The organism is Micromonospora parathelypteridis (assembly GCF_014201145.1).
Lineage (GTDB): Bacteria > Actinomycetota > Actinomycetes > Mycobacteriales > Micromonosporaceae > Micromonospora > Micromonospora parathelypteridis.
This window is the reverse complement of sequence record NZ_JACHDP010000001.1, coordinates 2,900,163-2,924,793: the sequence shown is the minus strand read 5'-3', so window position 1 is coordinate 2,924,793 and position 24,631 is coordinate 2,900,163. Positions and strand designations below refer to the sequence as shown.

Annotated in this window: 21 protein-coding genes, 1 tRNA gene and 2 pseudogenes; 13 read left to right on the top strand and 11 right to left on the bottom strand. The window is 71.5% G+C overall.

Annotated features, from left to right (window positions below; translation table 11 throughout):
* Positions 1-49: 49 nt before the first annotated feature.
* The gene (locus HNR20_RS13030; protein WP_184179452.1) at positions 50-472 is read left to right on the top strand and encodes a nuclear transport factor 2 family protein; all 423 of its coding nucleotides are present in this window, start codon (positions 50-52) and stop codon (positions 470-472) included.
* Between the two features lie 52 nt (positions 473-524).
* Here the strand turns inward: HNR20_RS13030 and HNR20_RS13025 are convergent.
* Positions 525-601: transfer RNA gene (locus HNR20_RS13025), tRNA-Pro, on the bottom strand.
* 105 nt (positions 602-706) lie between these two features.
* A complete protein-coding gene (locus tag HNR20_RS13020; protein ID WP_184179448.1) occupies positions 707-1,600 on the bottom strand; it encodes a metallophosphoesterase in 894 nt (297 codons plus the stop codon).
* 25 nt (positions 1,601-1,625) lie between these two features.
* Between HNR20_RS13020 and HNR20_RS13015 the strand changes: the two genes are divergently transcribed.
* Positions 1,626-2,081 carry a GatB/YqeY domain-containing protein gene (locus HNR20_RS13015; RefSeq protein ID WP_184179445.1) on the top strand — a complete coding sequence of 152 codons (456 nt, stop codon included), beginning with the start codon at positions 1,626-1,628 and terminating at the stop codon, positions 2,079-2,081.
* Positions 2,082-2,220: 139 nt separating this feature from the next.
* Here HNR20_RS13015 and HNR20_RS13010 read toward each other — a convergent pair whose 3' ends face one another.
* On the bottom strand, positions 2,221-4,635 hold the full coding sequence (locus HNR20_RS13010; protein ID WP_184179442.1) for a penicillin-binding protein: 2,415 nt from the start codon (positions 4,633-4,635) through the stop codon (positions 2,221-2,223).
* Positions 4,636-5,042: 407 nt separating this feature from the next.
* On the opposite strand from HNR20_RS13010, the gene HNR20_RS13005 reads away from it, so the two are divergent.
* Positions 5,043-5,363: a WhiB family transcriptional regulator gene (locus HNR20_RS13005; protein ID WP_184179440.1), complete on the top strand. Its 321-nt coding sequence runs from the start codon at positions 5,043-5,045 to the stop codon at positions 5,361-5,363.
* Between the two features lie 6 nt (positions 5,364-5,369).
* Here the strand turns inward: HNR20_RS13005 and bagB are convergent, their stop codons facing one another.
* From bagB to HNR20_RS12990, 3 genes are read right to left on the bottom strand one after another with little or no spacing between them, the layout of a single operon-like run.
* Positions 5,370-6,521 (bottom strand): ArsA family ATPase, encoded by a 1,152-nt coding sequence (gene bagB, locus HNR20_RS13000; protein ID WP_184179437.1) that lies wholly within the window; start codon positions 6,519-6,521, stop codon positions 5,370-5,372.
* A gap of 54 nt (positions 6,522-6,575) precedes the next feature.
* Positions 6,576-7,553 (bottom strand): ATPase BagA, encoded by a 978-nt coding sequence (gene bagA / locus HNR20_RS12995; RefSeq protein ID WP_184179434.1) that lies wholly within the window; start codon positions 7,551-7,553, stop codon positions 6,576-6,578.
* Positions 7,554-7,579: 26 nt separating this feature from the next.
* Entirely contained in the window at positions 7,580-8,107 is a 528-nt protein-coding gene (locus tag HNR20_RS12990; RefSeq protein WP_184188387.1) for an Rv0361 family membrane protein, read from the bottom strand.
* A gap of 611 nt (positions 8,108-8,718) precedes the next feature.
* Between HNR20_RS12990 and HNR20_RS12985 the strand changes: the two genes are divergently transcribed.
* From HNR20_RS12985 to HNR20_RS12955, 8 genes and pseudogenes are all read left to right on the top strand, one after another.
* Positions 8,719-9,201 carry a hypothetical protein gene (locus tag HNR20_RS12985; protein WP_184179431.1) on the top strand — a complete coding sequence of 161 codons (483 nt, stop codon included), beginning with the start codon at positions 8,719-8,721 and terminating at the stop codon, positions 9,199-9,201.
* 44 nt (positions 9,202-9,245) lie between these two features.
* Positions 9,246-9,401 (top strand): Sp36 family protein, encoded by a 156-nt coding sequence (sp36, locus tag HNR20_RS12980; RefSeq protein WP_007466198.1) that lies wholly within the window; start codon positions 9,246-9,248, stop codon positions 9,399-9,401.
* Positions 9,398-9,859 carry a RidA family protein gene (locus tag HNR20_RS12975; protein ID WP_179781329.1) on the top strand — a complete coding sequence of 154 codons (462 nt, stop codon included), beginning with the start codon at positions 9,398-9,400 and terminating at the stop codon, positions 9,857-9,859. Before sp36 ends, HNR20_RS12975 begins: the two co-directional genes overlap by 4 nt.
* 135 nt (positions 9,860-9,994) lie before the next feature.
* A complete protein-coding gene (locus HNR20_RS12970) occupies positions 9,995-10,831 on the top strand; it encodes an MBL fold metallo-hydrolase (protein ID WP_184179428.1) in 837 nt (278 codons plus the stop codon).
* A pseudogene (locus HNR20_RS32890) lies at positions 10,828-12,403 on the top strand (adenylate/guanylate cyclase domain-containing protein); the annotation flags it as partial. The gene HNR20_RS12970 and the pseudogene HNR20_RS32890, both read left to right, overlap by 4 nt.
* Before the next feature lie 92 nt (positions 12,404-12,495).
* A pseudogene (locus HNR20_RS32885) lies at positions 12,496-14,490 on the top strand (ATP-binding protein); the annotation flags it as partial.
* Positions 14,491-14,608: 118 nt separating this feature from the next.
* Complete coding sequence (locus HNR20_RS12960) at positions 14,609-15,112, top strand: hypothetical protein (RefSeq protein ID WP_184179422.1); 504 nt, start codon at positions 14,609-14,611, stop codon at positions 15,110-15,112.
* A gap of 30 nt (positions 15,113-15,142) precedes the next feature.
* Positions 15,143-16,639, top strand: a complete 1,497-nt coding sequence (locus HNR20_RS12955; RefSeq protein WP_184179419.1) for a serine/threonine-protein kinase — start codon at positions 15,143-15,145, stop codon at positions 16,637-16,639.
* Here the strand turns inward: HNR20_RS12955 and HNR20_RS12950 are convergent.
* The 5 genes from HNR20_RS12950 to HNR20_RS12930 all read right to left on the bottom strand — a co-directional run bounded on the left by HNR20_RS12950 (position 16,626) and on the right by HNR20_RS12930 (position 22,329).
* The gene (locus HNR20_RS12950) at positions 16,626-16,967 is read right to left on the bottom strand and encodes a hypothetical protein (RefSeq protein WP_184179416.1); all 342 of its coding nucleotides are present in this window, start codon (positions 16,965-16,967) and stop codon (positions 16,626-16,628) included. The genes HNR20_RS12955 and HNR20_RS12950 overlap by 14 nt on opposite strands.
* Positions 16,968-17,067: 100 nt before the next feature.
* Positions 17,068-17,712, bottom strand: coding sequence for a response regulator transcription factor (locus HNR20_RS12945; protein ID WP_184179413.1), 645 nt, complete (start codon positions 17,710-17,712; stop codon positions 17,068-17,070).
* On the bottom strand, positions 17,712-18,929 hold the full coding sequence (locus HNR20_RS12940; protein WP_184179410.1) for a sensor histidine kinase: 1,218 nt from the start codon (positions 18,927-18,929) through the stop codon (positions 17,712-17,714). Before HNR20_RS12940 ends, HNR20_RS12945 begins: the two co-directional genes overlap by 1 nt.
* Before the next feature lie 110 nt (positions 18,930-19,039).
* A complete protein-coding gene (locus tag HNR20_RS12935; RefSeq protein ID WP_184179407.1) occupies positions 19,040-21,580 on the bottom strand; it encodes an ABC transporter permease in 2,541 nt (846 codons plus the stop codon).
* A complete protein-coding gene (locus HNR20_RS12930; protein ID WP_184179403.1) occupies positions 21,577-22,329 on the bottom strand; it encodes an ABC transporter ATP-binding protein in 753 nt (250 codons plus the stop codon). The genes HNR20_RS12935 and HNR20_RS12930 overlap by 4 nt, the downstream gene beginning before the upstream one ends.
* 153 nt (positions 22,330-22,482) lie before the next feature.
* Here HNR20_RS12930 and HNR20_RS12925 point away from each other — a divergent pair, with 153 nt between their 5' ends.
* Entirely contained in the window at positions 22,483-23,424 is a 942-nt protein-coding gene (locus HNR20_RS12925) for a transporter substrate-binding domain-containing protein (protein WP_184179401.1), read from the top strand.
* Complete coding sequence (locus HNR20_RS12920; RefSeq protein WP_184179399.1) at positions 23,421-24,611, top strand: hypothetical protein; 1,191 nt, start codon at positions 23,421-23,423, stop codon at positions 24,609-24,611. The genes HNR20_RS12925 and HNR20_RS12920 overlap by 4 nt, the downstream gene beginning before the upstream one ends.
* Positions 24,612-24,631 lie beyond the last annotated feature (20 nt).

Genomic DNA, 24,631 nt, shown 5'->3' with positions numbered 1-24,631 from the left:
CAGGCATTGCCCCGTCTGCGGGCGTGCCGTCCGTGAGGGGCTGAACAGCGTGACCAAGCGTTCCGGTGTCGACGCCGTGCACAACTTCTGGGCGCATGTCTGGCAGGCGCCGCAGGACTACGACGCCATCGACGACCTCGTGGTGGAGGACTTCGTCCTCATCTCCGGTGGCAAGCGCATCGAGTCGCGCGCCCGCTTCAAGGAGTGGGTGCAGGGCTTCAGCGCGGTCATCGACAACCTCGATTTCAAGGTCATTGAGTCGTTCGAGAATCACGACGGTTCGCGCGTGGCATCGATCTTCAGCTTGACCGGCAACAACAACGGCGTGTTCGGAACCGCCCCCGACGGCGCGCCACTCGAGATGTTCGGTACGGCCGTCTGGGAGGTACGCGAGGACGGGATGCTGCTCTCGAACCGTGTCGAACGCAACGCCCTCGAGGTCTACCAGCAGCTCACCGCCCGCGCGCGGTAGGCGCAACGAGTCAAGGCCCCTCCGTGGAGGGGCCTTGACCGTTACTTGCCTCTGGTCGGGGTGGCCGGATTCGAACCGACGACCTCTTCGTCCCGAACGAAGCGCGCTACCAAGCTGCGCCACACCCCGAGGCGTGCCGACAAATAGTAGCCCACCCGCCCCGATGGTCAAACTCGGTACCCCCGCCGCCCCGACCAGGCTCGGAGCAGCCAGGACGCGGGCGCACCGCGCGGGTCAGCGGGGGATGAGGGTGAGGATGCTGGCCTCCGGGGGGCAGGCGAAGCGGACCGGGGCGGTCGGGTGGGTGCCGAGGCCGGCCGAGACGTGCAGCCAGGAGTCCGAGCCCGGCCACCGGTGCAGACCGCGCGCCATCGAGCGGGGCAGGCCGCAGTTGGTCACCAGCGCCCCGAAGCCCGGTACGCAGACCTGACCGCCGTGGGTGTGCCCGGCCAGCAGCAGCCCGAAGCTGTCCGCGGCCATCTGGTCCAGCACCCGTGGCTCAGGGGAGTGCGCCAGCGCGATCGACAGGTCGGCCGAGGACGAGACCGGGCCGGCTACCGACGGGTAGTCGTCCCGGTCGATGTGGGGGTCGTCCACGCCGACCAGGTCGAGCTGCCGACCGCCGGCCTTCAACGTGGTCCGGGCGTTGTTGAGGTCCGCCCAGCCAGCGCCGGTGAACACCTGGCGCAGTTCCTCGTAGGGCAGCTCGACGCCCTCGGTGTACTCCCGGTCGGGCAGGAAGTAGGTGAACGGGTTCTTCAACACCGGCCCGGTGTAGTCGTTGGAGCCGAACACGAACGCGCCCGGGTAGTCCAGCAGCGGCTGCAGGGCCCGCAGCACTCCCGGCACCGCGTCCGGGTGCGCCATGTTGTCGCCGGTCACCACCACCAGGTCGGGGTCGAGGTTGGCCAGCGACGCCACCCAGCGCTGCTTGCGCGCCTGGTCGGGCATCATGTGCAGGTCCGACAGGTGCAGCACGCGCAGCGGCTCCGCGTCGGCCGACAGCACCGGCACGTCGTACCGCCGCAGGGTGAACATGTTGCGCTCGATGAGCGACGCGTACGCGAGGGTGGCCGCGCCGACCGTGGCGGTTCCGGCGGCAAGCCGGAATAGTGTGCGCTTTCGCATGGCGTTCAGGGTAGTTTGACCGTCCATGAGCACGCTGAAGGACCGCCTCACTGCCGACATGCGTTCCGCGCTCAAGGCGCGCGACGAGCTGACCACCTCCACGCTGCGGATGGCCCTGGCTGCCGTCGGCACCGCCGAGGTCGCCGGCAAGGCCAAGCGCGAGCTCACCGACGACGAGGTGCTCGCGGTGCTGACCAAGGAGGCCAAGAAGCGCCGGGAGGCGGCCACCGCCTTCGCCGACGCCGGCCGCGCCGAGCAGGCCGCGAAGGAGAGCGCCGAGGGTGAGGTGTTGGACCGCTACCTGCCCAAGCAGCTCGCCGACGCCGAGCTGACCGAGCTGGTCGCGGGGGCGCTCGCCGCGGGCGGCTTCACCGGTAAGGCCCAGATGGGCCCGGCCATGAAGGCGGCTCAGGCCGCGGTGGCGGGCCAGGCCGAGGGTGGTCGGGTGGCCGCCGAGGTACGCCGACAGCTCGGCCTCTGACCCGCCGGCACCCCCGTCAGCGGCACCGAGATCGCTGGCCCTGGATCAGCGGCGTCAGCCGCGGCCAGCCGTAGTCCGGACAGACGAAACGGGCGGGCACCCGCAGAGGGTGCCCGCCCGTCGTGTCCTACTGGTCGGCTCAGCCGCCCGGGCGACCGCCGGGTCGACCGCCGGGCTGCCCGCTGGGGGGAGTGCCCGGCGGGGTGGCACCGCCACCGCTGCTGACCTGGATGGTGACGATCCCGCCCTTGATGGTGCGCCCGTCCGGGCTGGTGCCCGCCGCCTCGCCCGCCTTGCAGGGTGAGGCGATCTTCGTGCTGGAGACGACCGGCTCGAAGCTAGCGCCCTTGAGGCGGGACTTCGCCTGATCCACCGAAATGCACTTCACGTCGGGGATGCTGCGCTGGTCACCCTCGGAGATCTTCTGGCCCGGCGCCTCGAACGGGATCGGCTTCTTGCCCCTCATCGCGTCCCGCAGCGTCTCCCACACCGGAGGGTTGATGCCGTCCTTCTCCGCGTGCTTCATCTTGACGTTGGTCTGCGGCCAGTCCGGGTCGGCCATGATGCCGGCGACCGCGTACTGCTTGGTCATCGCGACCAGGGCGGCGGTCTTCTCCGAGTCGGTGGTGCCGGACTTGCCGGCCACCGGATAACCGACGTCGCCGCGCACGTTGCCGGCGGTGGCTCCGGTGCACCGGGAGGCGGACGATCGGTCACCCACCGGGCAGCGGGCCGCGTCCACCGCGGCGCGGGCCACGTCGGTGCTGAACCGCTTTTCGCACCGCGGGTTGGCGATGTCGAGCTTGTTGCCCTCCGGGTCGCGGATCTCCTGCACCGGGATCGGCTCACAGAAGGTGCCGTCGGCGGCCAGTGTGGCGTAGGCATTGGCCAGATCCAGCGGGGTGGTCTGCGAGACGCCCAGGGTGAAGGCGCCCCACTGGTGCGCCCCCTTCTCCAGGGTCAGATCCTCCTCGGAACGGAAGTTGATGCCCAGCCTCTTGGCGGCCTTGACCACGTTCTCCGCACCGACCTGCTGTTGCAGCGGCACGAAGAAGGTGTTCACCGACTTACCGAACGCGCTCCACATGTTGTGCACGCCGGCCATGCTGTCGCTCGAGTTCGTGGGGCAGTAGAAGTGCGTCCCCGCACACGCTGCCGGGCCTGGCCGGATGATGTATTCCGACTTGAACTGCTTCGGCGCGTTGATTTGGTAGCTGAGGGGGATGCCCTTCTCCAGTGCCGCCACCATGGTGAACATCTTGAAGGTCGAGCCGGCCTGGTAGCCGGTGATGCCGTCGCCGCCGGTCAGCAGGGGGTTGACCGTCGCCGGGTAGTTGCCCCGGATGCCCTTCCTGCTCTTCGCCGGATCACTGGAGATCTTGTTGGTCGGCTTCTTCGGGTCGTCGAGCTTGAACTGCCGGTTGACCGCGAGCGCCCGGACCCGACCACTGCCGGGCTCGATCACCGCGACCATGGCGGCTTCCTTGCTGTTCTCGCTCTTGGCCTTGCGGACCGCCTTGTCCGCGCCCTTCTGCGCCTGGACGTCGATCGAGGTCACGACGGTGTAGCCGCCGCTCTTCAGCCGCCGCTCCCGGTCGTACGTGGTCGAACCGAACGTCTCCTGCTGCATCCACCAGCGGTAGAAGTAGTCGCAGAAGAAGCCCCAGCTGTTGACGTTCGCGGCGACGCAGCCGTTGGGGGTGCGCTTGTCCAGCACCTTCAGGGGGACGGCCTTGGCCGCGTCGGCCTCCTGCTGGGTGATGGCCTTGGTCTCGACCATGTTGTCGATGACGTAGTCGCGCCGTTCCAGAGCCTTCGGGTAACCCGCCTCGGTGGTCGGGTCGTTCGTCGTGGGCGCCTTGACCATGCCGGCCAGCAGCGCCGCCTCCTCAATCTTGAGCTTGCTCGGCGGCTTACCGAAGTAGACCTGGCTGGCGGCGTAGATGCCGTACGCGCCGTTGCCGAACGAGGCGAGGTTGAGGTAGCGGGTGAGGATCTCGTCCTTGGAGAATTCCTTGTCGACCTGGAGGGCCAGCCGCATCTCGCGAAGCTTGCGGGCGCTGGTGTCCTCGGTCGCCGCGACCACGTCGGCCGGGTGGGTGGCCGAGTAGGCGATGGCCAGCCGGACGTACTGCATGGTCAGCGTCGAAGCACCCTGCCGGCCGGAGCCTTCGCTCTGGTTGTTGACGAACGCGCGGGCGACACCGTTGATGTCGACGCCGTTGTGCTTGTAGAAGTCATGGTCCTCGGCCGCGATGATGGCCTTCTGCATGTACGGCGAGATGTCGGCGAGCTTCACGTCGCGCCGGTTCTCGTCGTACATGGTCGCGAGCGGTGTCTTGCCGTCCGAGGCCAGCAGGTAGCTGATCTGCGGCGCGCGGGCCACCGTCAGCTCCGTCGGCAGGGCGCCGAATGTCTCGGCTCCGGCCTTGGCGGCCAAGCCGGACATCGCCACCGCGGGGAAGGCCGCCGCAGCGACCACCACGCCAGCCAACAGGCCACATACGAGCAGCGATGCGGCGTTGGTCAGCACATTGTGGTCACGTTTCCGCATCCAGTTCACCTCGACAGGGTACGCGAGTAGGGAACGAGGGGCGCTGGGGTGTTCTTTCCCCATTTCCTGCACGCGCTGCCCTCGTTGTGCTAAACGCACGACCCCCGGTGCTTGGTTGCGTGTGACCTGGCGTGAGTCTCCTCCGATTCAGGAAGGCGGCGCAGCGTTATCGCCGACCTCGGCGGGGTAACCGGCGATCGAAGGCCCGGGAAGCCGGGAGTGTCCGGAATGATGGATTTCGTCGACAACGTTGCGTAATCAGTCGACTACAGAGCATGATGGGGGCGGCGACAGCGCCACATGTCGTCCGTGCCGCCTTGGGGAAGGCGAGCCGGGCGATCGGGGGGAATTGCCGGCTGACGTGCATCGACGAGGTCGGTAGGTACTGCAAGGGGGGACGTGTACACATGGGCATGATCACTGACTGGCCGTCGCTTGCGGCATGTCAGAACGGGGACCCGGACGCGTTGTTCGTACAGGGCGCCGAACAGAACGTGGCGAAGCGGATTTGTCGGAGCTGCCCTGTTCGCTACGAGTGCCTGGCCGACGCGCTGGACAACCGGATCGAGTTCGGTGTGTGGGGCGGCATGACCGAACGCGAACGGCGAGCGCTGCTGCGTCGACACCCGCAGGTGACGAGCTGGCGCAAGATGTTCGAGGCTGCGATGAAGAAGAACAGCAAGGAGAAGGCCGGCAAGGACAAGATCCTCGTCAGCGCCGCGAACTGACGTCGATCACGGCCGGCTGATCGCCGCGCCGATCGTCCGTAGCCCGTCGACGTCGTGCACGTCGGCGGGCTGCGCCGTCACCGACACCGCCGGCACCGCCGGGAACGCCTCGGTGAAGCGCGCGGCCACCTGTTGTTCGCGTACCGCCTGACGGGCCAGTGCCGCGTGCGCCCGCAGCACGTCGACGGTGGCCTCATGCCCACCCAGCTCGGTCAGCCGCTCGGCGGCGACCCGGCTCTGCTCGGCGTCCAGCTCCGGCACCGCCGGTCGGTGCACCCGGTTGAGCACAAGGCCGGCCAGCGGCATCCGTTCGTCGCGCAGGCGGCCCGCGAAGTAGGCGGCCTCCCGGACCGCGTCCGGCTCCGGTGCCGCGACCAGCAGGAAGGCCGTCTCCCGCGCCTGCAGGATGCGGTACGTCTGTTCGGCCCGCTGCCGGAAACCGCCGAACATCGAATCCAGGGCCGCCACGAAGCCGGACAGGTCGGTGAGCAGCTGCGCGCCGAGCACCTTCTGCACCACTTTCGAGAACATCCCGAACGAGGCCGTGACCAGGCTGAACATGCTCCGCCCGCCGCTGCGAGCCGGGGCCAGCAGCAGTCGCAGCATCCGGCCGTCGAGGAAACGGGAGAGTCGGGCCGGCGCGTCCAGGAAATCCAGTGCCGAGCGGGACGGTGGCGTGTCCACCACGATCAGGTCCCATTCGCCCCGGGCGTGCAGCTGACCCAGCTTCTCCATCGCCATGTATTCCTGCGTGCCGGCGAATGTCGAGCTCATCGCCTGGTAGAACGGGTTCGCGAAGATCTCGGCGGCCTTCGTCGGATCGGTGTGCTGCAGCACCACGTCGTCGAAGGTGCGCTTCATGTCCAGCATCATGGCGTGCAGCTCGCCGCCGCTGCTCTCGACGTCGATCCCCTTGACCTGGCGAGGGGTGTTGTCCAGCTCGGTCAGACCCAGCGACTGCGCCAGCCGGCGGGCCGGGTCGATGGTGAGCACCACCGTGCGTCGGCCGTGGTGCTCGGCGGCCCGCAGCGCCAGCGCCGCGGCTGTGGTCGTCTTTCCCACCCCGCCGGCACCGCAGCACACGATGATCTTCACGCCCGGGTCGGCGAGGATCTGGTCGACGTCCAGCTGCGGCGCTGCGTCTTCGGAAGGCACCAATCGAGCGTATCGGGCCGGCTGGGTCCGTGCGCCCGTGCCGAGCTCAGGTGTGAGTCAATCGGCGCGGACGAGGGCCCGGGCCAGTGCCGCGAGCCCTGCGCGGTCCACCCCGTCGGGCAGCAACGGCAGCTCGATCATCGGCAGCCCCAGCTCCACCAGGTCGGCGCGGAGCGAATCCTCCAATTCGCGCCGAATGAGCTGGTCCCGTGCCTCGTCGTGCAAACCGGCCACAATGTCCCGATCGGCCGGCAGCCCGGCGGCGACCAGCCCTCGCTTCAGCTCCGCGGCGGTGACCGCCCGGTTGGCAGGCAGCGGGGGTCGCGTGCCGTTGACGATCACTTTTCCAATGCCGAAGCCGAGTGAGGTCAGGTCGGCGATCGCGTCCACCGTCTCCTGTACCGGCATCTCCTCCAGGAGCGTGACCACGTGCACCGCGGTCATCGGGGAGCGCAACAGCGCGGCGACACCCTCGCTCTGGGTCTTGATCGGGCCGACCTTGGCCAGCCGAGCCGTCTCCGCCGTCACGTTGAGGAACCGGCCGATCCGCCCGGTCGGCGGGGCGTCCAGCACCACCGCGTCGTACGCGCGCCGCTGCCCGGAGGTGCGGGTGGTGGCCTCCTTCACCTTGCCGGTGAGGAGCACGTCCCGCAGACCTGGCGCGATGGTGGTGGCGAAGTCGATGGCACCGAGCTTGCGCAGCGCCCGGCCTGCCGCGCCGAGCTTGTAGAACATGTCGAGGTATTCGAGCAGCGCCTCCTCCGCGTCCACCGCGAGAGCGCGCACCTCACCACCCTCCGGCGCTTCGGCGAGGTGTCGCTCCTCGTAGGGCAACGGGTCGATGCCGAAGAGTTGGGCGATGCCCTGCCGCCCCTCGACCTCGACCAGCAGGGTGCGCCGGCCACCTGCGGCGAGCGCGAGGGCCAGGGCCGCCGCCACGCTGGTCTTGCCGGTGCCGCCCTTGCCGGTCACCACGTGGAGGCGGGCGGACCATCCGGTACCGGCCGGGTCGACCGGCCGCTCAGCTGCACACACCCGTCGAGCCTATCCACGCCTGGCGGTCACGCGACCTCGCAGACCCACCAACCCGTCTTCTGCACCACAGTGAAGCGCAGGTCCTGGTCGGCCACCTTCTCGTCCGAGGTGGTCATGGTGACCCGGGTGGAGACGGTGGCCCGTTCCCCGGTCTGGTTGTCCACCTTCGGGGTGGTCCACCGGAAGCGCGGGTTCTGGTACGCGGAGGCGTACTTCTGCACTTCGGCCACCTTGGCGGTGATCTTTCCGTCGTCGCGGGAGGCGGCGCACACGCGGCTGGCCGCCTTGGTCGCGTCGCGATCCTTGTAGACCGCGGTCAGGAACTCGTCGACGGCGACCGCCGGCTCCTTGGCGCCCTCGCCGGTTTCGGCATTGCGCAGGGTCAGGAACGCCACCACACCGCCGCCCACGCAGAGCACCATGATCACGACCAGGGAGATCGCGGCGATCAGCAGGCCGCGCTTCTTCTTCGGCTCGCCCTGGTAGGGCGGGTATCCCGGCGGGGGTGGCGGGATCACCGAAGGGTCCGGGGTTCCCGGTTGCGTCGCTGCCACGGTCGAGGGGTCGGCCGACGGGCCGGCAGCGCCAGCCCCGCTGGTCGGCCTGGGGAAGGCCTGCTGGAGGGGGACGGTCGGCTGGGCGGGGAGCGCCGCCGGTGCGGGGGGCGCGGGGAGCGCGAGCTGCCCGGACGGCGCGGCGGGGGCCGGCTGAACGGGGACGACCGCAGCGCCGGGCGGAACGCTGGATTCCGGCGGGGCCGGCGGAAGGGCGGGCGGGCCGGCCTGGTCACCGTTGGGCGGTTGGGTCATCGTCTTTCCCCCGGGGGTGCGGAGCCCGCCGCCACCCCTGGCGTCGAGCGTGATCGAGCGGGCTGCCGGGCGCTGCGCGACCGTCCGACCGGAAGGGTAGCGGTCGATGAGCGCATCGGTGTCGCCCCCGCCGCGCCGCGCTGCCCAGCGATCCGGCCGGTGGGACCCGCGTCCGATGCGCCGTCGGGTCCCTTAGCTGGCTTGTGTCGCATATGTGACTGTGGGTGACCAATCGGGCGCGTCCTGTTGGCGGGACTGTGACCACGGACCTACCTTTCGTCCCGGCGCGGGGGCCGGAACGGACGAATGGGTCCGGACCGGAAGCGTGATCCGAGCGGTACGACCGGAGGCAGTGCATGCGCGACGCGGACAATATCCCTCGCACCCAGTACCCGAACAACGACCGGCCGCGCCGGCCCGGGTCCTTGTTCGAGGCCGGTGGGCAGGTCGGCGGCCAGTCGATCAACGAACGGTCGTACCGCCGAATGCCAGAGCAAGCGGAGGTGGCGCGGGCGCCGAGCCATCCCGCCGAGCGGGCCCGCGACGAAGACGAGCCGGGCTTCGTCATCCACCTGCCGATCCGGGTGCCGAACCTGACGGCGGCGACCGTGCTCGCCGGCCGGGTCGCGGTGTCCCTGGGCTTCCTGCCCGAGCTGGATGCCGGCGAGACCACCGTGTCCAACGCCGACGACCAGAACAACCGGCACCGGGTCTTCTGCGACCTGCTGCTGCCCGACCGGTCCCGCTGCCCCCAGGGGTACGAGCACGAGGGGCTCTGCGGGGAGGTGCCGGCCGCGCCGGAGCAGCGTCCCGCGTCTCGCCCGGCCAGCGGACCGTAGGCTGTCCCTCGAACAATTCCGCACCGAGAGGGAGCCCTTCAGCGATGCAGAAGTGGGAATACTCCACGGTCCCGCTGCTGGTCCACGCGACCAAGCAGATCCTCGACAACTGGGGCGAGGACGGGTGGGAGCTCGTCGCCGTGGTCCCCGGGCCGAACCCGGACCAACTGGTCGCCTACCTGAAGCGGCCGAAGGCGTGAGCAACGGACCGCACGCGAAGCTTGCCGAGCTGGGTCTCGAACTGCCCGAGGTCGTGCCGCCGGTGGCCAGCTACGTGCCGGCCGTGCAGTCCGGGCAGCACGTCTACGTTTCCGGTCAGCTGCCGATCGCCGAGGGCAAGCTGCTCGCGACCGGCAAGGTCGGCGCCGGGATCTCCGCCGAGCAGGCGAAGGATCTGGCCCAGCGGTGCGCGCTCAACGCGTTGGCCGCGGTCGACTCGCTGGTCGGCTTGGAGAACGTGGTCAAGGTGGTCAAGGTGACCGGTTTCGTGGCGTCCGCGCCCGGTTTCACCGGTCAGCCCGCAGTGATCAACGGTGCCTCCGACCTCTTCGGCACTGTCTTCGGCGAGGCCGGTCGCCATGCCCGCAGCGCCGTAGGGGTGGCCGAGCTGCCTCTCGACGCCCCGGTGGAGATCGAACTGATCGTCGAGGTCGCCTGACGCGTCGCCACCGCGATCCACAACCCGTCAGGAAGGGCCCCTTCCTAATAAATCACGCGTTAGCAGGGGGTCCTTCCTTCGGGTTGGGTGGGCAAGATCGTGGGGTGTGGCGGGCGGGGTCGTACGATCGCAGCCATGAGCGGGCACGTGACGGCGCCGGCGGCGGCGCTCGCCGACGAGTTGCCGACCTGGGTGACACTGCTGCGTGCGCCGAACCCTGGGCCGATGACCCTCGACGGCACCAACACCTGGGTGCTGCGCGCCCCGACAGCCGAGTCCGGCGTCGTGATCGACCCGGGGCCGGCGGACGAGGGGCACCTGGCCCGGATCGCCGAGCACGGCCCCATCGGTCTGATCCTGATCACTCACGGCCACCCGGACCACACCGAGGGCGCGGCCCGGCTGAGTGAGCTGCTCGGTGGGGTGCACGTCCTCGCCGTCGACCCGGCGCACACCGTCGGTGGTGATCCGCTGACCGAGCCGGGTGAGCAATTCGGCGGCTTCGGCCTGGACATCCGTCTGCTGAACACTCCGGGGCACACCGCCGACTCGGTCTGCTTCCTCGTCGAGCACGGCGACGAGCGGGTGGTGTTCACCGGTGACACCATCCTCGGCCGGGGCACCACCGTGGTCGCCCACCCGGACGGGCACCTCGGTGACTACCTGGCCAGTCTGGAACTGCTGTCCGCGTACCGGGGGATCCCGGCGCTGCCCGGGCACGGCCCGGCGCTGGCCGACTGCGCCGCGGCCGCCGACTTCTACCTCGCGCACCGCCGGGCCCGGCTCGACCAGGTCAGGGCGGCGGTGGCCGCCGGCGCGGGCACGCCCGCCGACGTGGTGGCCGTGGTCTACGCGGACGTGGACCGCTCGCTGTGGTGGGCGGCCGAATGGTCGGTCCGGGCGCAGTTGGAGTATCTGGGTGTCGGCACCGGGGAATCCGCACCCGGGGTCAGTGGGTTGGAGCACATGTGACCTGCCCCGTGTGCGGAACCGTTGCCGTTCCCGGTGCGCGGTTCTGCCACAACTGCGGTGCCGCGCTGCCGGCCGCCGCCACGTTGCCGGCGGCCGAGCGCCGGGTGGTCACCGTGCTCTTCGGCGATCTTTCCGAGTTCACCTCCTGGTCGGAGGACCTCGACCCGGAACGCGTCGGCGCGGTCACCGACCGGGTGCTCGCCGCACTCGCCGGCGCGGTGAAGACCTTTGGCGGGCACGTCGACAAGCTGACCGGCGACGGGATCATGGCGGTCTTCGGTGCGCCGGTGGCGCACGAGGACGACGCCGAACGAGCTGTCCGGGCGGCTCTGTCCATGCAGCGGGCCGTCCGTCGGGTGCTCGACGACGAGCGGGGCGGCGGCGCGCCGCTCGGGCTGCGGGTCGGGCTGAACACCGGTGACGTCATCGCGGGCATCCAGGCCGCCATCGAGTACACGGTCATCGGCGACACGGTGAACACTGCCGCCCGGCTGGCCGACGCCGCCGCGGTGGGCGCGGTCTACGCCGGCAAACGCACTGTCGCCGCCACCCGGCACGTGTCCTCCTGGCGGGCACTGCGCCCGCTGCGGCTCAAGGGCAAGCGTGAGCCGGTCGAGGCGTACGAGCTGCTGGGTCTGCTGGACGCGCCAGGAACCCGGTCGGGGCTCGGCGACGAAGCGCCGTACGTGGGTCGGGAGACGGAGATCGGCCGGATCGCCGGCCGGCTCGCCGAGGTGATCGACCAGGGTGACCCGCGGGTGCTGCTGATGACCGCCGAGGCGGGCATCGGCAAGTCCCGGTTCGCCGCGGAGGTGGAGCGCCTCGCCGCCGGGTACGACGTGGGCGCGGGCCGGTACGCGGCGCACACCGGCGCCCGGGTGCTCTCGGTGCGCTGCGCCGCGTTTGGTGAGCGGCGCCGGCTGGCACCCCTCGCCGACCTGGTGCGTGCCGCCGTCGGCCTGCCCAGTGACGCCGCCACCGCGCTGACCCGACCAGCGGTGGAGGAGAGGCTGCGGCGGCTCGGGCAGCGGCTCGCCCGCTCCGCCGGCGAGACCGCGCCGATCGCCACCGAGCACCTGCTCGCCCTGCTCGGCTATGCCGAACTACCGGCCCACGGCGGCACCGACACCGGCGAGTGGGGCGGTTCGGGCACCCCGGCCGCCGATGCCGAGGTGGTGCCGAACGCGGTCGCCGACCTGCTCAGTGGGCTCGCCTCGGAGGCGCCGCTGGTGATCGTGGTGGACGACCTGCACGACGCCACCGCCGAGACGATAAGTGCCCTCGGGCTGGCCCTGTCCAGGCTCACCGGCCCGGTGCTGGTGCTGCTGCTCGGCCGCCCCGAGTTGGTGCGTACCGCTGGCGCGTTGACCCGGGTCGCGGACGCCGAGGTGCACTCCCTGCCGCCGCTACGCGGTGCCGACGCCGCGCGGCTGCTCACGAGCTACCTCGGCGGCGGCAAGTTGCCACAGCCCGACGCCGACCGGCTGCTCGCCACCGCTCAGGGCAATCCCTTCTACCTGGCCGAGCTGGTCACCCTGCTCATCGAGCGCGGGGCGCTCACCACGGAGTCGACGCGCGGGGCGCTCACCACGGAGTCAGCGCGCAGTGTCGGTGTCGCGGGGGAGCGACCCACGGCCGGCGAGCGGGACCAGAGCACGCCGGCCGGTTGGCGGTTGGTGCCCGGGTCGCTGGGCAGCAGGCTGCTCTCCCGGGACCTCGCCGCCGTGCTGGCCGCCCGGATCGACGCGCTGCCGCCGGACGCCCGTTCGGTGCTGCGTGATGCAGCGGTGATCGGTGACGCGGTGCCGACCGGTGCGCTGGAGGCGATGCGTGAGCAGCGCGCCGGCCGCGATGGTCGGCCGTCGGCCGTGGTCGCCGTGGAGCTCGACCGGGCTGTCGAGGAGCTGCTGCAACGCCGGATGCTGCACCGCTCCCGTACCGGTTACTCGTTCGCGACCCCGCTGATGCGGGAGGCCGCGTACGCCGGGGTGAGCAAGGCCGAACTGGCCGAGCGGCACGCCGCGCTGGCCCGCTGGGCGGCGCCGGGGGACGAGGCCGCGGCCGGAGCGGCGGGTGGGTTCACCGACGACGACCGGGACGACTTCGTGGCGATGCACGTCGAGCGTGCCGCCACGCTCGCCGACGCGGTGAAGCTGCGTCCGGACGCGCCGGCTCGGGCGGTGGTCCCGCTCGGCGTCGCCGCGCTCGGCCGGGCCGCCCGCCGGTCGCTGTCCGCCGGTGAGCCGGTGCTGGCCGTCGAGTACGCCGAGCGTGCCACCGAGCTGGCCCGCGACGGGGTGCCGGCGGCCGATCGGGTGGTGCACGCGCGGGCGCTGCTCCAGGTCGGTCGCGTCGTCGACGCGTTGGCGTACGCCGAGAAGATCGCCGCGAACGCGGGCGACGAGGCGACCCGGGTCAACGCCCTGCTGCTCGCGGGGCAGGCCCAGGAGACTCTGGGCGATCAGGACCGGGCGGTGACCGCCTGGCAGGAGGCGTTGCAGGTGGCCACGGCGGGCGGGCTGCCCGTGCAGCGTGCCACGGCGATGCGCCGGCTCGGCATGGCCGACTTCGTGGCCGGGCGGCTGAGTCAGGCGAGCAGCCGGTTGGCCGCCGCGTACCAGGTCAGCCTCGGTGTGCAGGACCGGCACGGGCAGGCCTGGTCCCTGCAGAACCTGGCCTGGGTGACCACCACCCGGGGTGACTTCGCCGGCACCGACGCGGTGCTCGGGCGGGCCGCCCGGCTCTTCGCCGAGCTGAAGGACCCGTACGGGCGGGCCTGGCTGCGCGGCACCACGGCATTCGCCCGGCTGCTCGCCGGCCGACTGCGCGAGGCGTGTCGGATGGCGCAGGTGTTCCTGCCCTTCGGGGAGCGGGTCGGTGAGGCGTGGGCGGTGGGCACGCTGCGGGCGGTGGCGGCGTTCGCCACCGCCGAGTTGGGTGACCTGGCCGAGGCGGACCGGGAGGCCCGGAGGGCGTACCGGGAGTTCGCCGCCGCGTCCGACGACTGGGGGCGTGGTTTCGCGCTGGTGGTCCGGGCGGTGGTGGCGCGCGGGCTGGGCGAGCCGGAGCACGCGGCGGACCTGCTCACCGACGCCCTGGCGTACGCCGAGCGCACCTCGCACCCGCTGCTCACCGGGATGGCCGGCACGCTGCGCGGCTTCGTCGCGATGGACATGGGTGACTGCGAGACGGCCGAGCGGGTCGCCCGCGCGGTGCTGACCGCTGTGGAGCCGCACAACCCGCAGGCCCCGGCCCAGGTGGCACCCCGGGTGCTGCTGGCGACGGCGCGTCTGGCCGCCGGTGACTCGGCGACCGCGGTCGGGCTGCTCGCCCCGGTGGCCACGGTCGCCGCGAACGCACCGTCGCTGCTCTTCTCCCGCCGCCAGACGATGGCCCAGTACGCGTCGGCGTTGCTCGCCCACGGTCAGCGTGAACAGGCGTTGGACTGGGCCCGGCGGGCGGTCACCGCTCCGGCCGAGGACGTGCGCAGCCAGGTGCTCGCGGCCAGCGTGCTGGCCGAGGCGCTCGCCGCCTGCGGTGAGCCGATGGAGGCGTTGTCCTACGCGGACGAGGCGGTCCGCCTGGCGTACGCGACCGAGCAGCGCAGCGAACGCGACGCGGCCAATGCCCTACGCGCCCGCCTGGCTCTCCTCGTCTAGACCCCGAGATGCGGTTTTGTCGGTTCCGGGGATGTGGTTGTCGGGGTGACGGGCTAGCGTGTCAGCACCGTGTGCCGGTCCACAGTGGTGACCGTCGCCGTGCCTGGGGAGGCCCTTCATGAAGCTGCCGCGCTCCATCGCGGGCTGGACCATCGCGGTCTTCGGCGTGTTGGCGCTGGTGATGGGCGCGCTCGGGCTGCTCTGGCCGGAGGCGCAGTTGCGAATGCTCGGGTTCGAGGTGCCGGCGACCCGTGCCGCTGGTGACTACACCGGCACGTTCCTGGTGGCGTCCTCGATGGCGGCGTTCAACATGGGCGTCTACTACCTGCTCGCCACGGTCACCGAGTGGCGGGTGTTCTACCGGTTCACCGTGGTCTTCCGGCTGGTCACGTTCACCGTGTTCACCATCGCCGTGCTGGCCGACATCGCTCCCGACCGGTTCTTCGGGGTGGCGGCCTGGGAAGGGCTGGGGGCCGTGGCCACCGCCATTGGCCTGCGCCTGGATGCCCGCCGGAGCGCGCCGGCCGGCGCGGTCGCCACGCCCGACGAGTCCGGGTCGGCTGTGCCCGCCGAGGAGGGTACCGGCCCGGCCGGTGCCGCTCCGGCGGACGCGGTGCGCTGAGCCACTGGCCGGGTTGGGTATTTTCGAGCGGTGACCGACACCCCGACCGGCGGCTTGCCGGTGCCGATTGTGCCTGGTCTGACTGATTTGCGGGTCTTTGCCCGGGGCGGGTACGCGACCGTCTACCAGGCCACCCAGATCTCCGTGGGTCGTGAGGTCGCCGTCAAGGTGGAGAACCGGACGCTGGACAGCGAGCGGGATCAGGCCCGCTTCCTACGCGAGGCGCGGGCGGCCGGCCGGATGTCGTCGCACCCGCACGTGGTGGACCTCTTCGACGTCGGAGTCACCGTCGATCAGCACCCATATCTGATCATGGAGCTCTGCGACGGTTCGTACGCCGAACGGATGCGGAACTCACCACTGGACCCGGTGGAGGCCCGTGACCTCGGCATCAAGATCGCCGACGCGTTGGCCCACTCGCACGCGGCCGGGGTGCTGCACCGGGACGTGAAACCGGCCAACATCCTCTACTCGGGCTTCAACTCGGCCGTGCTCGCCGACTTCGGGCTGGCCGTGCTCGCCGAGCACCGCGACGCCTCGGTCACCCTGGAGGTGCTCACCCCGGCGTACGCGCCGCCGGAGATGTTCAGCCACAGCCCACCGTCGCCGGCCGTCGACGTGTACGCGCTCTGCGCCACCCTCTACGCGGTGATGCACGGCCGGCCGCCACGCTGGCAGTCCGAGCGCAACCCCAGCCTGGTCACCGTGTTGGAGATGTTCAACCAGCCGCTCCCGGCCCTGCCCGGCGTACCGGACGAGCTGATCGACGTACTGCGCGCCGGCATGGCCAACGACCCGGCCGAGCGTCCCTCCGCCCTCGAACTGCACGACCTGCTCGCCAGCCTGCCACTCGGCCCATCGTCGGCACCGGTGAGCGGCGCCCCGGTGAGCGGCGGCGCAACCCGCTCCGGCCCGTACGCGGCCAGTCAGCCGGTGCCCCGACCGCCCATCGAGGACACCCAGCAGGTGATCCCCGGCGGCCGGCGCTGGCGGCGCTGGTTCTTCGGCGGCGCCGGAGTGCTCGCCCTCGCCGCCTCCGCTGCCGCCGGGGCCTGGGTCGCCGACCGGGCGCCACCGCCCGCCCCGAACCCGTCGGTCACCCAGATCGCCGCGCCGGCGACCGGACCGCTGCCTGGCTGCGTGACCGGCACCGGTCCGCCCACCGCCCTGCCCGAGGGCGCCCGGTGCCTGCCCGAGCTGGAATGCTTCGGCCCGGTGCGGATCCGCGGCAGCCGCGCCGAGGCGACCCGGCTGTCCTGCGCCGACCGGCACACCTGGGAGACGTACGCCGAGGGCATCCTGCCGGTGTCGCTGGTCGGCGCCGCCTACGACGAGGTGATCGCCGCCGAGCCGGTGCGGCAGGTGTGCAGTATGACGACGTTCCGGTTGACCACCGGGATCGCCGAGCCGAGCGGCTGGCACCTGGAGGTGCTCCCCCCGGTCGACGGCAACGTCGACCGGGTCTACCGGTGTCTGGCCGGGCGGGGCGTGGACGCGCTCGCCGCGCCCACCCTCACCGGCCGCTGAAACCGTTCGACCCGCGCCGCCGGTCACGCACCGCACGCAACGCGTCCCGACTGTCCAGGGCGTCGAGGGTGTCCGCGTCGATCCCGTACGGCATCAGCTCCACCGGCCCGCCGGTCGTCGGCCGGTCCACCGGCTCCGGGTCGTCGACCTGACGGGCGGCGGAGGCGGCGACCCCGGCGACCATGGTCAGCAGGACACAGAGCAGCGCGAGGACCACGCCGAGAAGGTCCTGTCGGCGCCACAGGACCAGCAGGACCAGCGGCACGAGGGCTCCCAGCGCCGCGATCACCGCCACCGTCCGCGCATCGGGCCTGAGCAATCGACTCACAGGTCCAGCATGTCGTGACATCGGCGGCTGTCAACCGCAAAGCGGACCGCCACGCCGATCGACCGGTCCGTTCGACGTGGCCCGCACCGTCAGTTGGCCATCAGTGGTTGAGGTAGGTGAGGACTGCGCGGACACGCCGGTTGGCGTCGTCGGCCGGCGGCAGATCGAGCTTGGCGAAGATGTTGGTGATGTGCTTCTCCACCGACACCGGTGCCAGGACGAGCGTGGTGCAGATGGCCGCGTTGCTCAGGCCCTGGGCCATGAGGCCGAGCACCTCCCGTTCCCGTGGGGTGAGCCCGTCGACCCCGTGGTTGTGGCTGTTGCGGGTGAACAGTTGCCGGACCACTTCCGGGTCCAGGGCGGTGCCCCCGTTGGCGACCCGCTCCACCGCGTCGAGGAAATCGTCGAGGGCCGTCACGCGGTCCTTGAGGAGGTAGCCGACACCGCCCCGGCCGTCGGCGAGCAGTTCCACGGCGTACGCCCGTTCGACGTACTGGGAGACGATGAGCACCTTGGTGTCCGGGTCCGTGGCACGCAGCGTCAGCGCGGCGCGGAGTCCCTCGTCGCGGAAGCCGGGTGGCAGTCGAACATCGACGATGGACAGGTCGGGTCGGTGTTCGGTGACGGCCGCCAGCAGGGCGGGCGCGTTGTCGACGGCGGCGACGACGGTGTGGCCGGTGTCGGTCAGCAACCGCACCATGCCGTCCCGGAGCAGCAGCAGGTCTTCGGCGATCACGATGCGCATCAGTGGGGCAGCTCCGCGGACAGGACGGTGGGACCGCCGGGTGGACTGGTGATGGTGAGTTGGCCGTCGAGTGCCTCGACGCGGCGGCGCAGACCGTCGAGCCCGGAGCCGGACGGGTCGGCGCCGCCCTGTCCGTCGTCGGCGAGCGTGACGGTGACGGTGTCGGCGGTGCGGGCGAGGGTGACGACACAGCTCCGGGCGTCGGCGTGTTTGCCCGCATTGGCGAGACCCTCGGCGATGACGAAGTAGGCCGCCGACTCGACCGCCGGCGGGTAGCGATCGTCCGGGTCGCCCCGAACCTCGACGGCCAGTGGGCTGTCGCCGGCCAGGGCGGCGACAGCGGCGTGCAGCCCCCGGTCGGTGAGGATCGGCGGATGGATGCCCCGCACCAGCCGGCGCAGCTCGGTGAGGGCGTCGTCGAGCTGCCGACGGGCGAGGTCGACGTCGGAGGCGGCGGCCGCACCGGTTGGCAGCTTGCGAGCAGCCAGCGCCATGGTCATGCCGGCGGCCACGATCCGGGCCTGGGCACCGTCGTGCAGATCCCGCTCGATTCGACGCAGCTCTGCCGCCTGGGCATCGACGACCCGACGGCGGGTCTGCGCGAGGCGGGTGGTTTCCTCGACCAGGTACCGGTGCGCGCCGGGTGCCAGGAGGACCTGGGCCGTCCGGGCCTGGGCCAGCCCGGCGGTCCGCAGGAACCACGCGGTGACCGGCAAGAGCAGCACGCCGAGGACGGTCAGGCCGAACCGGCCCGGCATCGTCGTCATGAGTGGATCCATCGGAAACGGTGCGCGCGGGTTCGGCACCGCCCACGCCCAGGCCGGCGCCACGACGGCGGCGAGATCGACGACGGTGACCACGATGGCGGCGATCCCGCCCGCCAGGCCCAACGGAAACAGCGCGACCAGCCAGGCCAGGTCCCGCCAGGTGGCCGGTTGCGTGGCGACCGCGCTGACCCGCTGCCGGACGGTCGCGCCCTCGATCGGCAGGTACGGCGCGGCGATCGCGGTGCCGAGCACCCAACCGGCCCGGTGCCGCTCCAGGTCCGCGAGACGCCGGGTCACCCAGGCGGCGCCGAGGAACGCCGGGCCGCCGGCCAGAGTGATCGACAGTAGACCGACGCCGACGATGATCGCCAAACTCCAGACGAGGCCGACCAAGCCGGCGACGATGCTGCTGACCAGGTACGCCAGTGCCGACGCCGTTGTGCGAATCATCGCGGCGATCCTACCGACGGCGAGCCGGTACCGGAGCGCGGCAGCCGGCCGGACCCGGCCCCCGATGATCCGGAGGACGGGTCCGAACGGCGTTCCGGCCGTGAGCACCATCAGCGCCCGTCGCTCAGAGCCGGCAGACTGCGCCGTCGCAGCAGGACCCGTGCCGGTACGGCACCCGCGACCAGTCCCAGTGCCGCGACACCGCCGAGCATCCCCGCGTACGTTGCGGCGTCGACGAACACCGACAACGTGCCGTCCTGCGCGGTGCTGAAGGCGCCGACCACGATCGCGGTGACCAGGGCACCCAGCGCCAGCCCGACGGTGACCGTGATCATCGCCTCGCGGTCGACGAGCCGGTGGAGCTGCCTGGTCGTCGCCCCGGCCAGACGCAGGTCGGCGAATTCGCGGCGGCGCGCGGCGGTGGCGATGGCGAAGGTGTTGACGACTGCGATCGCCGTGAAGCCGAGCGAGATGACCACCAGGAGCTCCCAGGCGCCCTGCTGGTTCTGGTTGTCACCGGTGGGTGCCGCACCGAGCGTGGGGGTCAGCCGCAGGCTGGGCCACGAGGTGGCGATCCGCTCCGGTACGTCGCCGCTGTAACGCAGCCCGACCGTGCTGACCAGTCCGCGTGGATCGTGCGCCGCCACCAGGTCTGCGGGGAGTGCCAGGTCGCCGAACCCCCGGGCTCGGGCGTACACCCCGGCGAGGCGCAGTTTGACCTGGTAGCCGTCGGCGAGCCAGACCGGCACGTCGTCGCCCACCCGCCAGCCGTACTGCTTGGTCACGTACTCGCTGGCGGCGAACGTGCCATCGCCTGGCAGCGTTCCGGCGCGTAGATCGAGGTCGAGCGCCGCCTCGGTGCCGGCGACCAGCAGACCCTGCGTCGCGTAGTCCTCGGGCTTGCCACCCTGCTCGACGATCGCCCGCGTCGGCAACGTCGCTGCCGCGCCGGTCACCCCGTTGAGTGCGAGGAGTTCTCTGACGGTACTGAGCGGCATCCCGCCCGGTGCGCTCACCTGCGCCGTCGCGGCTGCCGTCCGGGCCGCCTGCTCCCGCCCGGCCAGTTCGTCCAGCAGGGTGGTGTTGAGCAGCATGGTGGCATTGATCGCGAACATGAGCACGAGCGGAACCGCGACCGCCGCGACCCTTCGCCGCTCGGCCCGGGTGACCAGGCCGGCCAGCCAGCCGATCGCGCCGCCGGAGCCGATGACACGGGACACCGGCGTCGTCAGCACCCGGACCAGCAGCGGGCCCAGGGCCGCGACCGTGCACAGCAACAGGGCGCACGACAGGAAACACATGCCGATGCCGAGCGGTCCGCCGAGCGGAACGAAGATGAGCAGGGCGAATGCGCCGGCGGCGGTCACCACCGCGAGGGCGGTGCGCAGGACGAGTCCACCGGTCGGTGCGTTCGCGGTCTCGGCGAGTGCCTGTGTCGGCGCGATGCGCACCGCTCGGCGGCCGGCGATCTGGGCGCCGACGAAGGTCACCAGCATCCCTGCCGCCATGGCGGCGATGAGCACGATCACGTTGGTCTGTACGACGAACTGGGCCGGCACCGCGCCCAGTTCCCGGAACCGGGCAGCCACCACGTGGGCGAACACCACACCGAGCGGTATGCCCGGCAGCGCGGCGACCCCGGCGAGCAGGAGGCTTTCCACACCGAGGAGGCGGCGCAACTGGGCCGGGGTCGCACCGGCGGTGCGCAGCAGGGCCAGCTCGCGCAGTCGTTGACGTACCCCGAGCGTGACCGTGCCGGTGAGGACGAAGATGGCCGCGAACGCCGTGATACCGATGACGAAGCCGAAGATCGAGATGGGGCCGATGTAGTCAGGCAGGGCGCCGGGCAGGTCGGCCCGGACTCGATCGTCGCCCGTGAGCACGGGCGCATCCCCGGCGACCCCCTCGACGGCCTTGCGGAGCGCGACCGGGTCGGTGTCGGGGTTGGCCAGGATGGCCACCGCGGTCGGCCCGGGCAGCCCCGACACCGACGCCACGTCGGAATCGGCGACGAACAGGGCGCCCTGGGCGGGCAGTCCGTCGCGCCCGGCCGGTGCGGCGACACCGGACACGACCAGGGTGCGGACGCCGGTCTTCGTGGTGACGACGAGACGTCCACCAACGGTGGTGCCCGAACGGTTGGCCAGGTCGGCGTCGATGACGACCTGGCCCGGGCCGGGCGCTTCGCCGGTGCGCAACGAGTACGGGGTCAGCTGTGCGGAGCTCCACCCGTGTCCGATCACGGGAGCGTCATCGGCACCACGCAGTAGGAGTCCGTCCGGCGTGCCTGCCTGGACCGGGAAGGCGACGTCCGCGGTCGCGGCCGCGACGCCGGGAAGGTTGCCCAGTCGACCGACGAGGTCCGCCGGCAGGGAACCGGCACCGGTGAGCTGCTCGGACTTGACCTTGACCTTGCGCTTGACCTTGTCCTTCTTGTGTTTGGTGGTGACCTTCTGGAGGGTCACGTCGCGGTCGCCCGACACGACGATCGGCGCTGCCGCGAACCGGTCGGCCGGCGGCTTCGCGGTGAGTACGGAGGCGAGCAGCAGACCGCCGCCGGCGAGTAGTGCCACGGCGAGCAGCGCGGCGAAGAACGTGCCCGCGTAGGCGCCGCGGTGCTGGCGCAGCGTGCTGAGAGCGAGCCGGATCATCGGACGGTCACCGCCATCATCTGTGCCGCGATCTTCTCGGCGGTGGGGTCGGCGAGCTCCGTGACGATCCGCCCGTCGGCGAGGAACACCGCGCGGTCGGCCCACGCCGCCGCAGCCGGGTCGTGCGTGACCATGACGATCGTCGTGCCGACGTCGTCCACCGCTTCGCGCAGCAGTTGGAGTACCTCGCGGCCGGTCGACAGGTCCAGCGCCCCGGTCGGCTCGTCGGCGAAGATGACCTCCGGTCGACTCGCCAGGGCGCGGGCCAGGGCGACCCGCTGCCGCTGACCGCCGGACAGTTGGCCGGGCCGGGCGTTCTCCCGTCCGGTGAGCCCGACGCGGCGAATCACCTCCTGCGCCCACTTCCGGTCCGGTCGTACCCCGGCCAGCCGCTGCGGCAGCAGGATGTTGTGCCAGACCGACAGCGAGTCCATCAGGTTGTACGACTGGAAGACGAAGCCGACCCGCTGCCGCCGTGCCTGGGTGAGCTGCGGTTCACGCAGCCCGCCGATGTCCTGACCGGCGAGGAGTACCCGTCCGCTGTCCGGCCGGTCCAGGCCCGCCGCACAGTGCAGAAGCGTGGATTTGCCCGAGCCGGACGGGCCCATCACGGCGCAGAACGAACCGGCCTCGAAGGCGACCGACACGCCGTCCAACGCCCGGACACCGCCCGCGCCGGCATAGGTCTTCGTCACGTCGAGCACCTCGACGACCGGCCCTCGACCGGGGGTCACATCGCTGTTTCGCATGGTGGAAAGCCTGGTCGAGGCGGCGTTTCCGGAACACACGGCGGCCCATGATCTCGGTGGTGGGGAAACCCCTACCGATACCGACGTGCACACAAATTGGACGCGAACGACTACTCTCGGTGTCTCGCAGGCTCTCCCGGCAGCGAGGTGCGCATGAACTCAGGCAGTTCGCAGTCCCGGCTCCGCTCGGTCGCGACGACGCTGGCGGTCGCCCTCACCCTCACCCTGGCCGCCGCCGCCGGCTGCGACAGCCGGCAGGAACCGGAGCTGCAGTCCGTACAGGAGAAACTCCGCGAGTCGCACATCTACGGCCAGACGAAGCTGCGCATCGGCGTCGCCACCAACGAGCCGCTGATGGGCGAACTCCGCAACGGCCAGCATGCCGGCTTCGACGTCGAGATCGGTCGGTACATCGCCGCCTCCCTCGGCTACGAGGGGGACCAGCGGTTGGAGTTCGTCTCCGTGGCCACCGAGGACCGGATCCCGGCGCTGCAGGGCGGCACTGTCGACCTGGTGGTGTCCAGCTTCTCCATCACCGAGGAGCGCAAGAAGCTGGTCAGCTTCGCCGGGCCGTACTTCGTCACCACCCAGGAGGTGATGGTGTCGAGCCGGCTCAAGGACAAGATCCGCACCATTGAGGACCTGCGCGACCCGGCTTACCGGGTCTGCACGAGCGGCGGCTCCACCACCGAGGCCGAGCTGGAGAAGCACCAGGTCAAGACGTTCGTGGTGAAGGACGTCGGCGACTGCGTCGACGGCATCCGGAAGGGCCGGTACGACGCGGTCAGCTCCGACGAGTCGATCCTCGCCGGCTTCCTGGCCAGCTTCCCCAAGGAGTTCGAGATCGTGGACATGCCGTTCGGCACCAGCGAACTGCTGGGCATCGGCGTGCCGATCGGGGATCCCGCACTGCGCGACCTCGTCGCGTTCTTCCTGCAGAAGAGCTACGAGCAGGGCCGGGACGGGCAGGCGAGCCCCTGGCAGACGGCGTACAACCGGACGTTGGGTCCGTGGCTGCGGGCGGAGAAGCGCCAGCCGCAGCCGCTGGAGGTGCCGAAACTGGTCGACTTCGACGATAAGGCTCCCCGGCGGTGAGCACGGCGCCGACCGCCACCGGCGGCGCGGGCGCCGACGGCCCGGTCCCGCCACCCCGGGCGTCCGTGCCGCACGACACCGCCACCGTGCCGGCTGTCGACGGTCCGCTCCATTCCGGGACGGACGCCACCGTCTGGCCGGCGGACGTGCCGGTCGCCGCACCCGCCGAACCGGTCGTCGCCGACGTCGAGCCGGGGCGGGTGCGGTGGGATCCGGCGGAGCGGCGCGCCCGGGCCAGCCAGTCGTTTTGGACGGCGCTGGTGGGCGTACCGGCGATCTTCTCGGTGCTTCGGCTCGGTGTGGAGGCGGGCGGCGAACTCCAGACCACGTTGCTGCTGGTCGCAAACGTCGGGCCGGTCAACCTGCTCGCCGGTTTCCTGACCACCGCTGCCCGGCTGCTCTCCACCGCTCTGGTCGCCGTCTTCGCGCTCGGCGCCGTGCTGGCGGTCAGTGTGGACCGGTTGCCGCCGGGCACCCGCCGTCGTCCACTCTTCGCCCGCTGGGCCGACATCACCCCGGCCTGGGTGGTGCTGGCCAGTTTCCTGCTCGCCCTGATCACCTGGCCGCTGCTCTACCTGCCGCTACTGCTGCCGGCGTTCGTGGCCGCGTTCCAACTCCGTCCCGCGCGGCTGCACGAACGGGTGGTGCCACGGCTGCTCCTGATCGTCGTGCTGCTCGCCGCGTACGGCTGGCTGCTGCTGCCCACGCTGCGCGACGCCGCGGAGCAGGGCGAGCTGCTGGTGCTGGCGCTGCTCGTGGTGCCGCCGCTGTCGGCCCTCTTCATCGCGGGGCCGCTGCCCGGCGTGGTGATCCGGCCGCTGGCCTCGGTGACCGAGGTGGCGATGTTGGCCACGCTGGTCTGGGCCGCGGTGCCGGTGATCAGCACACCGGTGCTGCCACTGACCGTCACGACCGTGGGCACGGAGAACGGACCCGCCGAGGACGTACGCGGGCACGTGATCACCACGGACGACGTCAACATGGTGATCCTGCAGGAGCGGGGTGGTGTGCGGTACGTGCCGGTCGAGCTGGTCCGTGCGCAGGTGCTCTGCCCGAGCGAGGAGGAGCTGCCCCGGCGCCAGTTGCGTGTCCACGACTTCCACGTCGAGGACTCACTGCTGGAGGGGATGGGCCGTCGCGTCCGCCCACTTCACCGTATCGATGCCGCCTGCCGCACCCCGGCCTGACCGCCACACCCGCGCAGCCG

Bases quoted from the DNA above. Each gene is read 5' to 3' on its own strand.
- HNR20_RS13020 (WP_184179448.1), bottom strand. From the start codon at position 1,600: ATGCGAAAGCGCACACTATTCCGGCTTGCCGCCGGAACCGCCACGGTC.
- HNR20_RS13015 (WP_184179445.1), top strand. From the start codon at position 1,626: ATGAGCACGCTGAAGGACCGCCTCACTGCCGACATGCGTTCCGCGCTC.
- HNR20_RS13010 (WP_184179442.1), bottom strand. From the start codon at position 4,635: ATGCGGAAACGTGACCACAATGTGCTGACCAACGCCGCATCGCTGCTC.
- HNR20_RS13005 (WP_184179440.1), top strand. From the start codon at position 5,043: ATGGGCATGATCACTGACTGGCCGTCGCTTGCGGCATGTCAGAACGGG.
- HNR20_RS12985 (WP_184179431.1), top strand. From the start codon at position 8,719: ATGCGCGACGCGGACAATATCCCTCGCACCCAGTACCCGAACAACGAC.
- sp36 (WP_007466198.1), top strand. From the start codon at position 9,246: ATGCAGAAGTGGGAATACTCCACGGTCCCGCTGCTGGTCCACGCGACC.
- HNR20_RS12970 (WP_184179428.1), top strand. From the start codon at position 9,995: ATGAGCGGGCACGTGACGGCGCCGGCGGCGGCGCTCGCCGACGAGTTG.
- HNR20_RS12960 (WP_184179422.1), top strand. From the start codon at position 14,609: ATGAAGCTGCCGCGCTCCATCGCGGGCTGGACCATCGCGGTCTTCGGC.
- HNR20_RS12945 (WP_184179413.1), bottom strand. From the start codon at position 17,712: ATGCGCATCGTGATCGCCGAAGACCTGCTGCTGCTCCGGGACGGCATG.
- HNR20_RS12940 (WP_184179410.1), bottom strand. From the start codon at position 18,929: ATGATTCGCACAACGGCGTCGGCACTGGCGTACCTGGTCAGCAGCATC.
- HNR20_RS12935 (WP_184179407.1), bottom strand. From the start codon at position 21,580: ATGATCCGGCTCGCTCTCAGCACGCTGCGCCAGCACCGCGGCGCCTAC.
- HNR20_RS12930 (WP_184179403.1), bottom strand. From the start codon at position 22,329: ATGCGAAACAGCGATGTGACCCCCGGTCGAGGGCCGGTCGTCGAGGTG.
- HNR20_RS12925 (WP_184179401.1), top strand. From the start codon at position 22,483: ATGAACTCAGGCAGTTCGCAGTCCCGGCTCCGCTCGGTCGCGACGACG.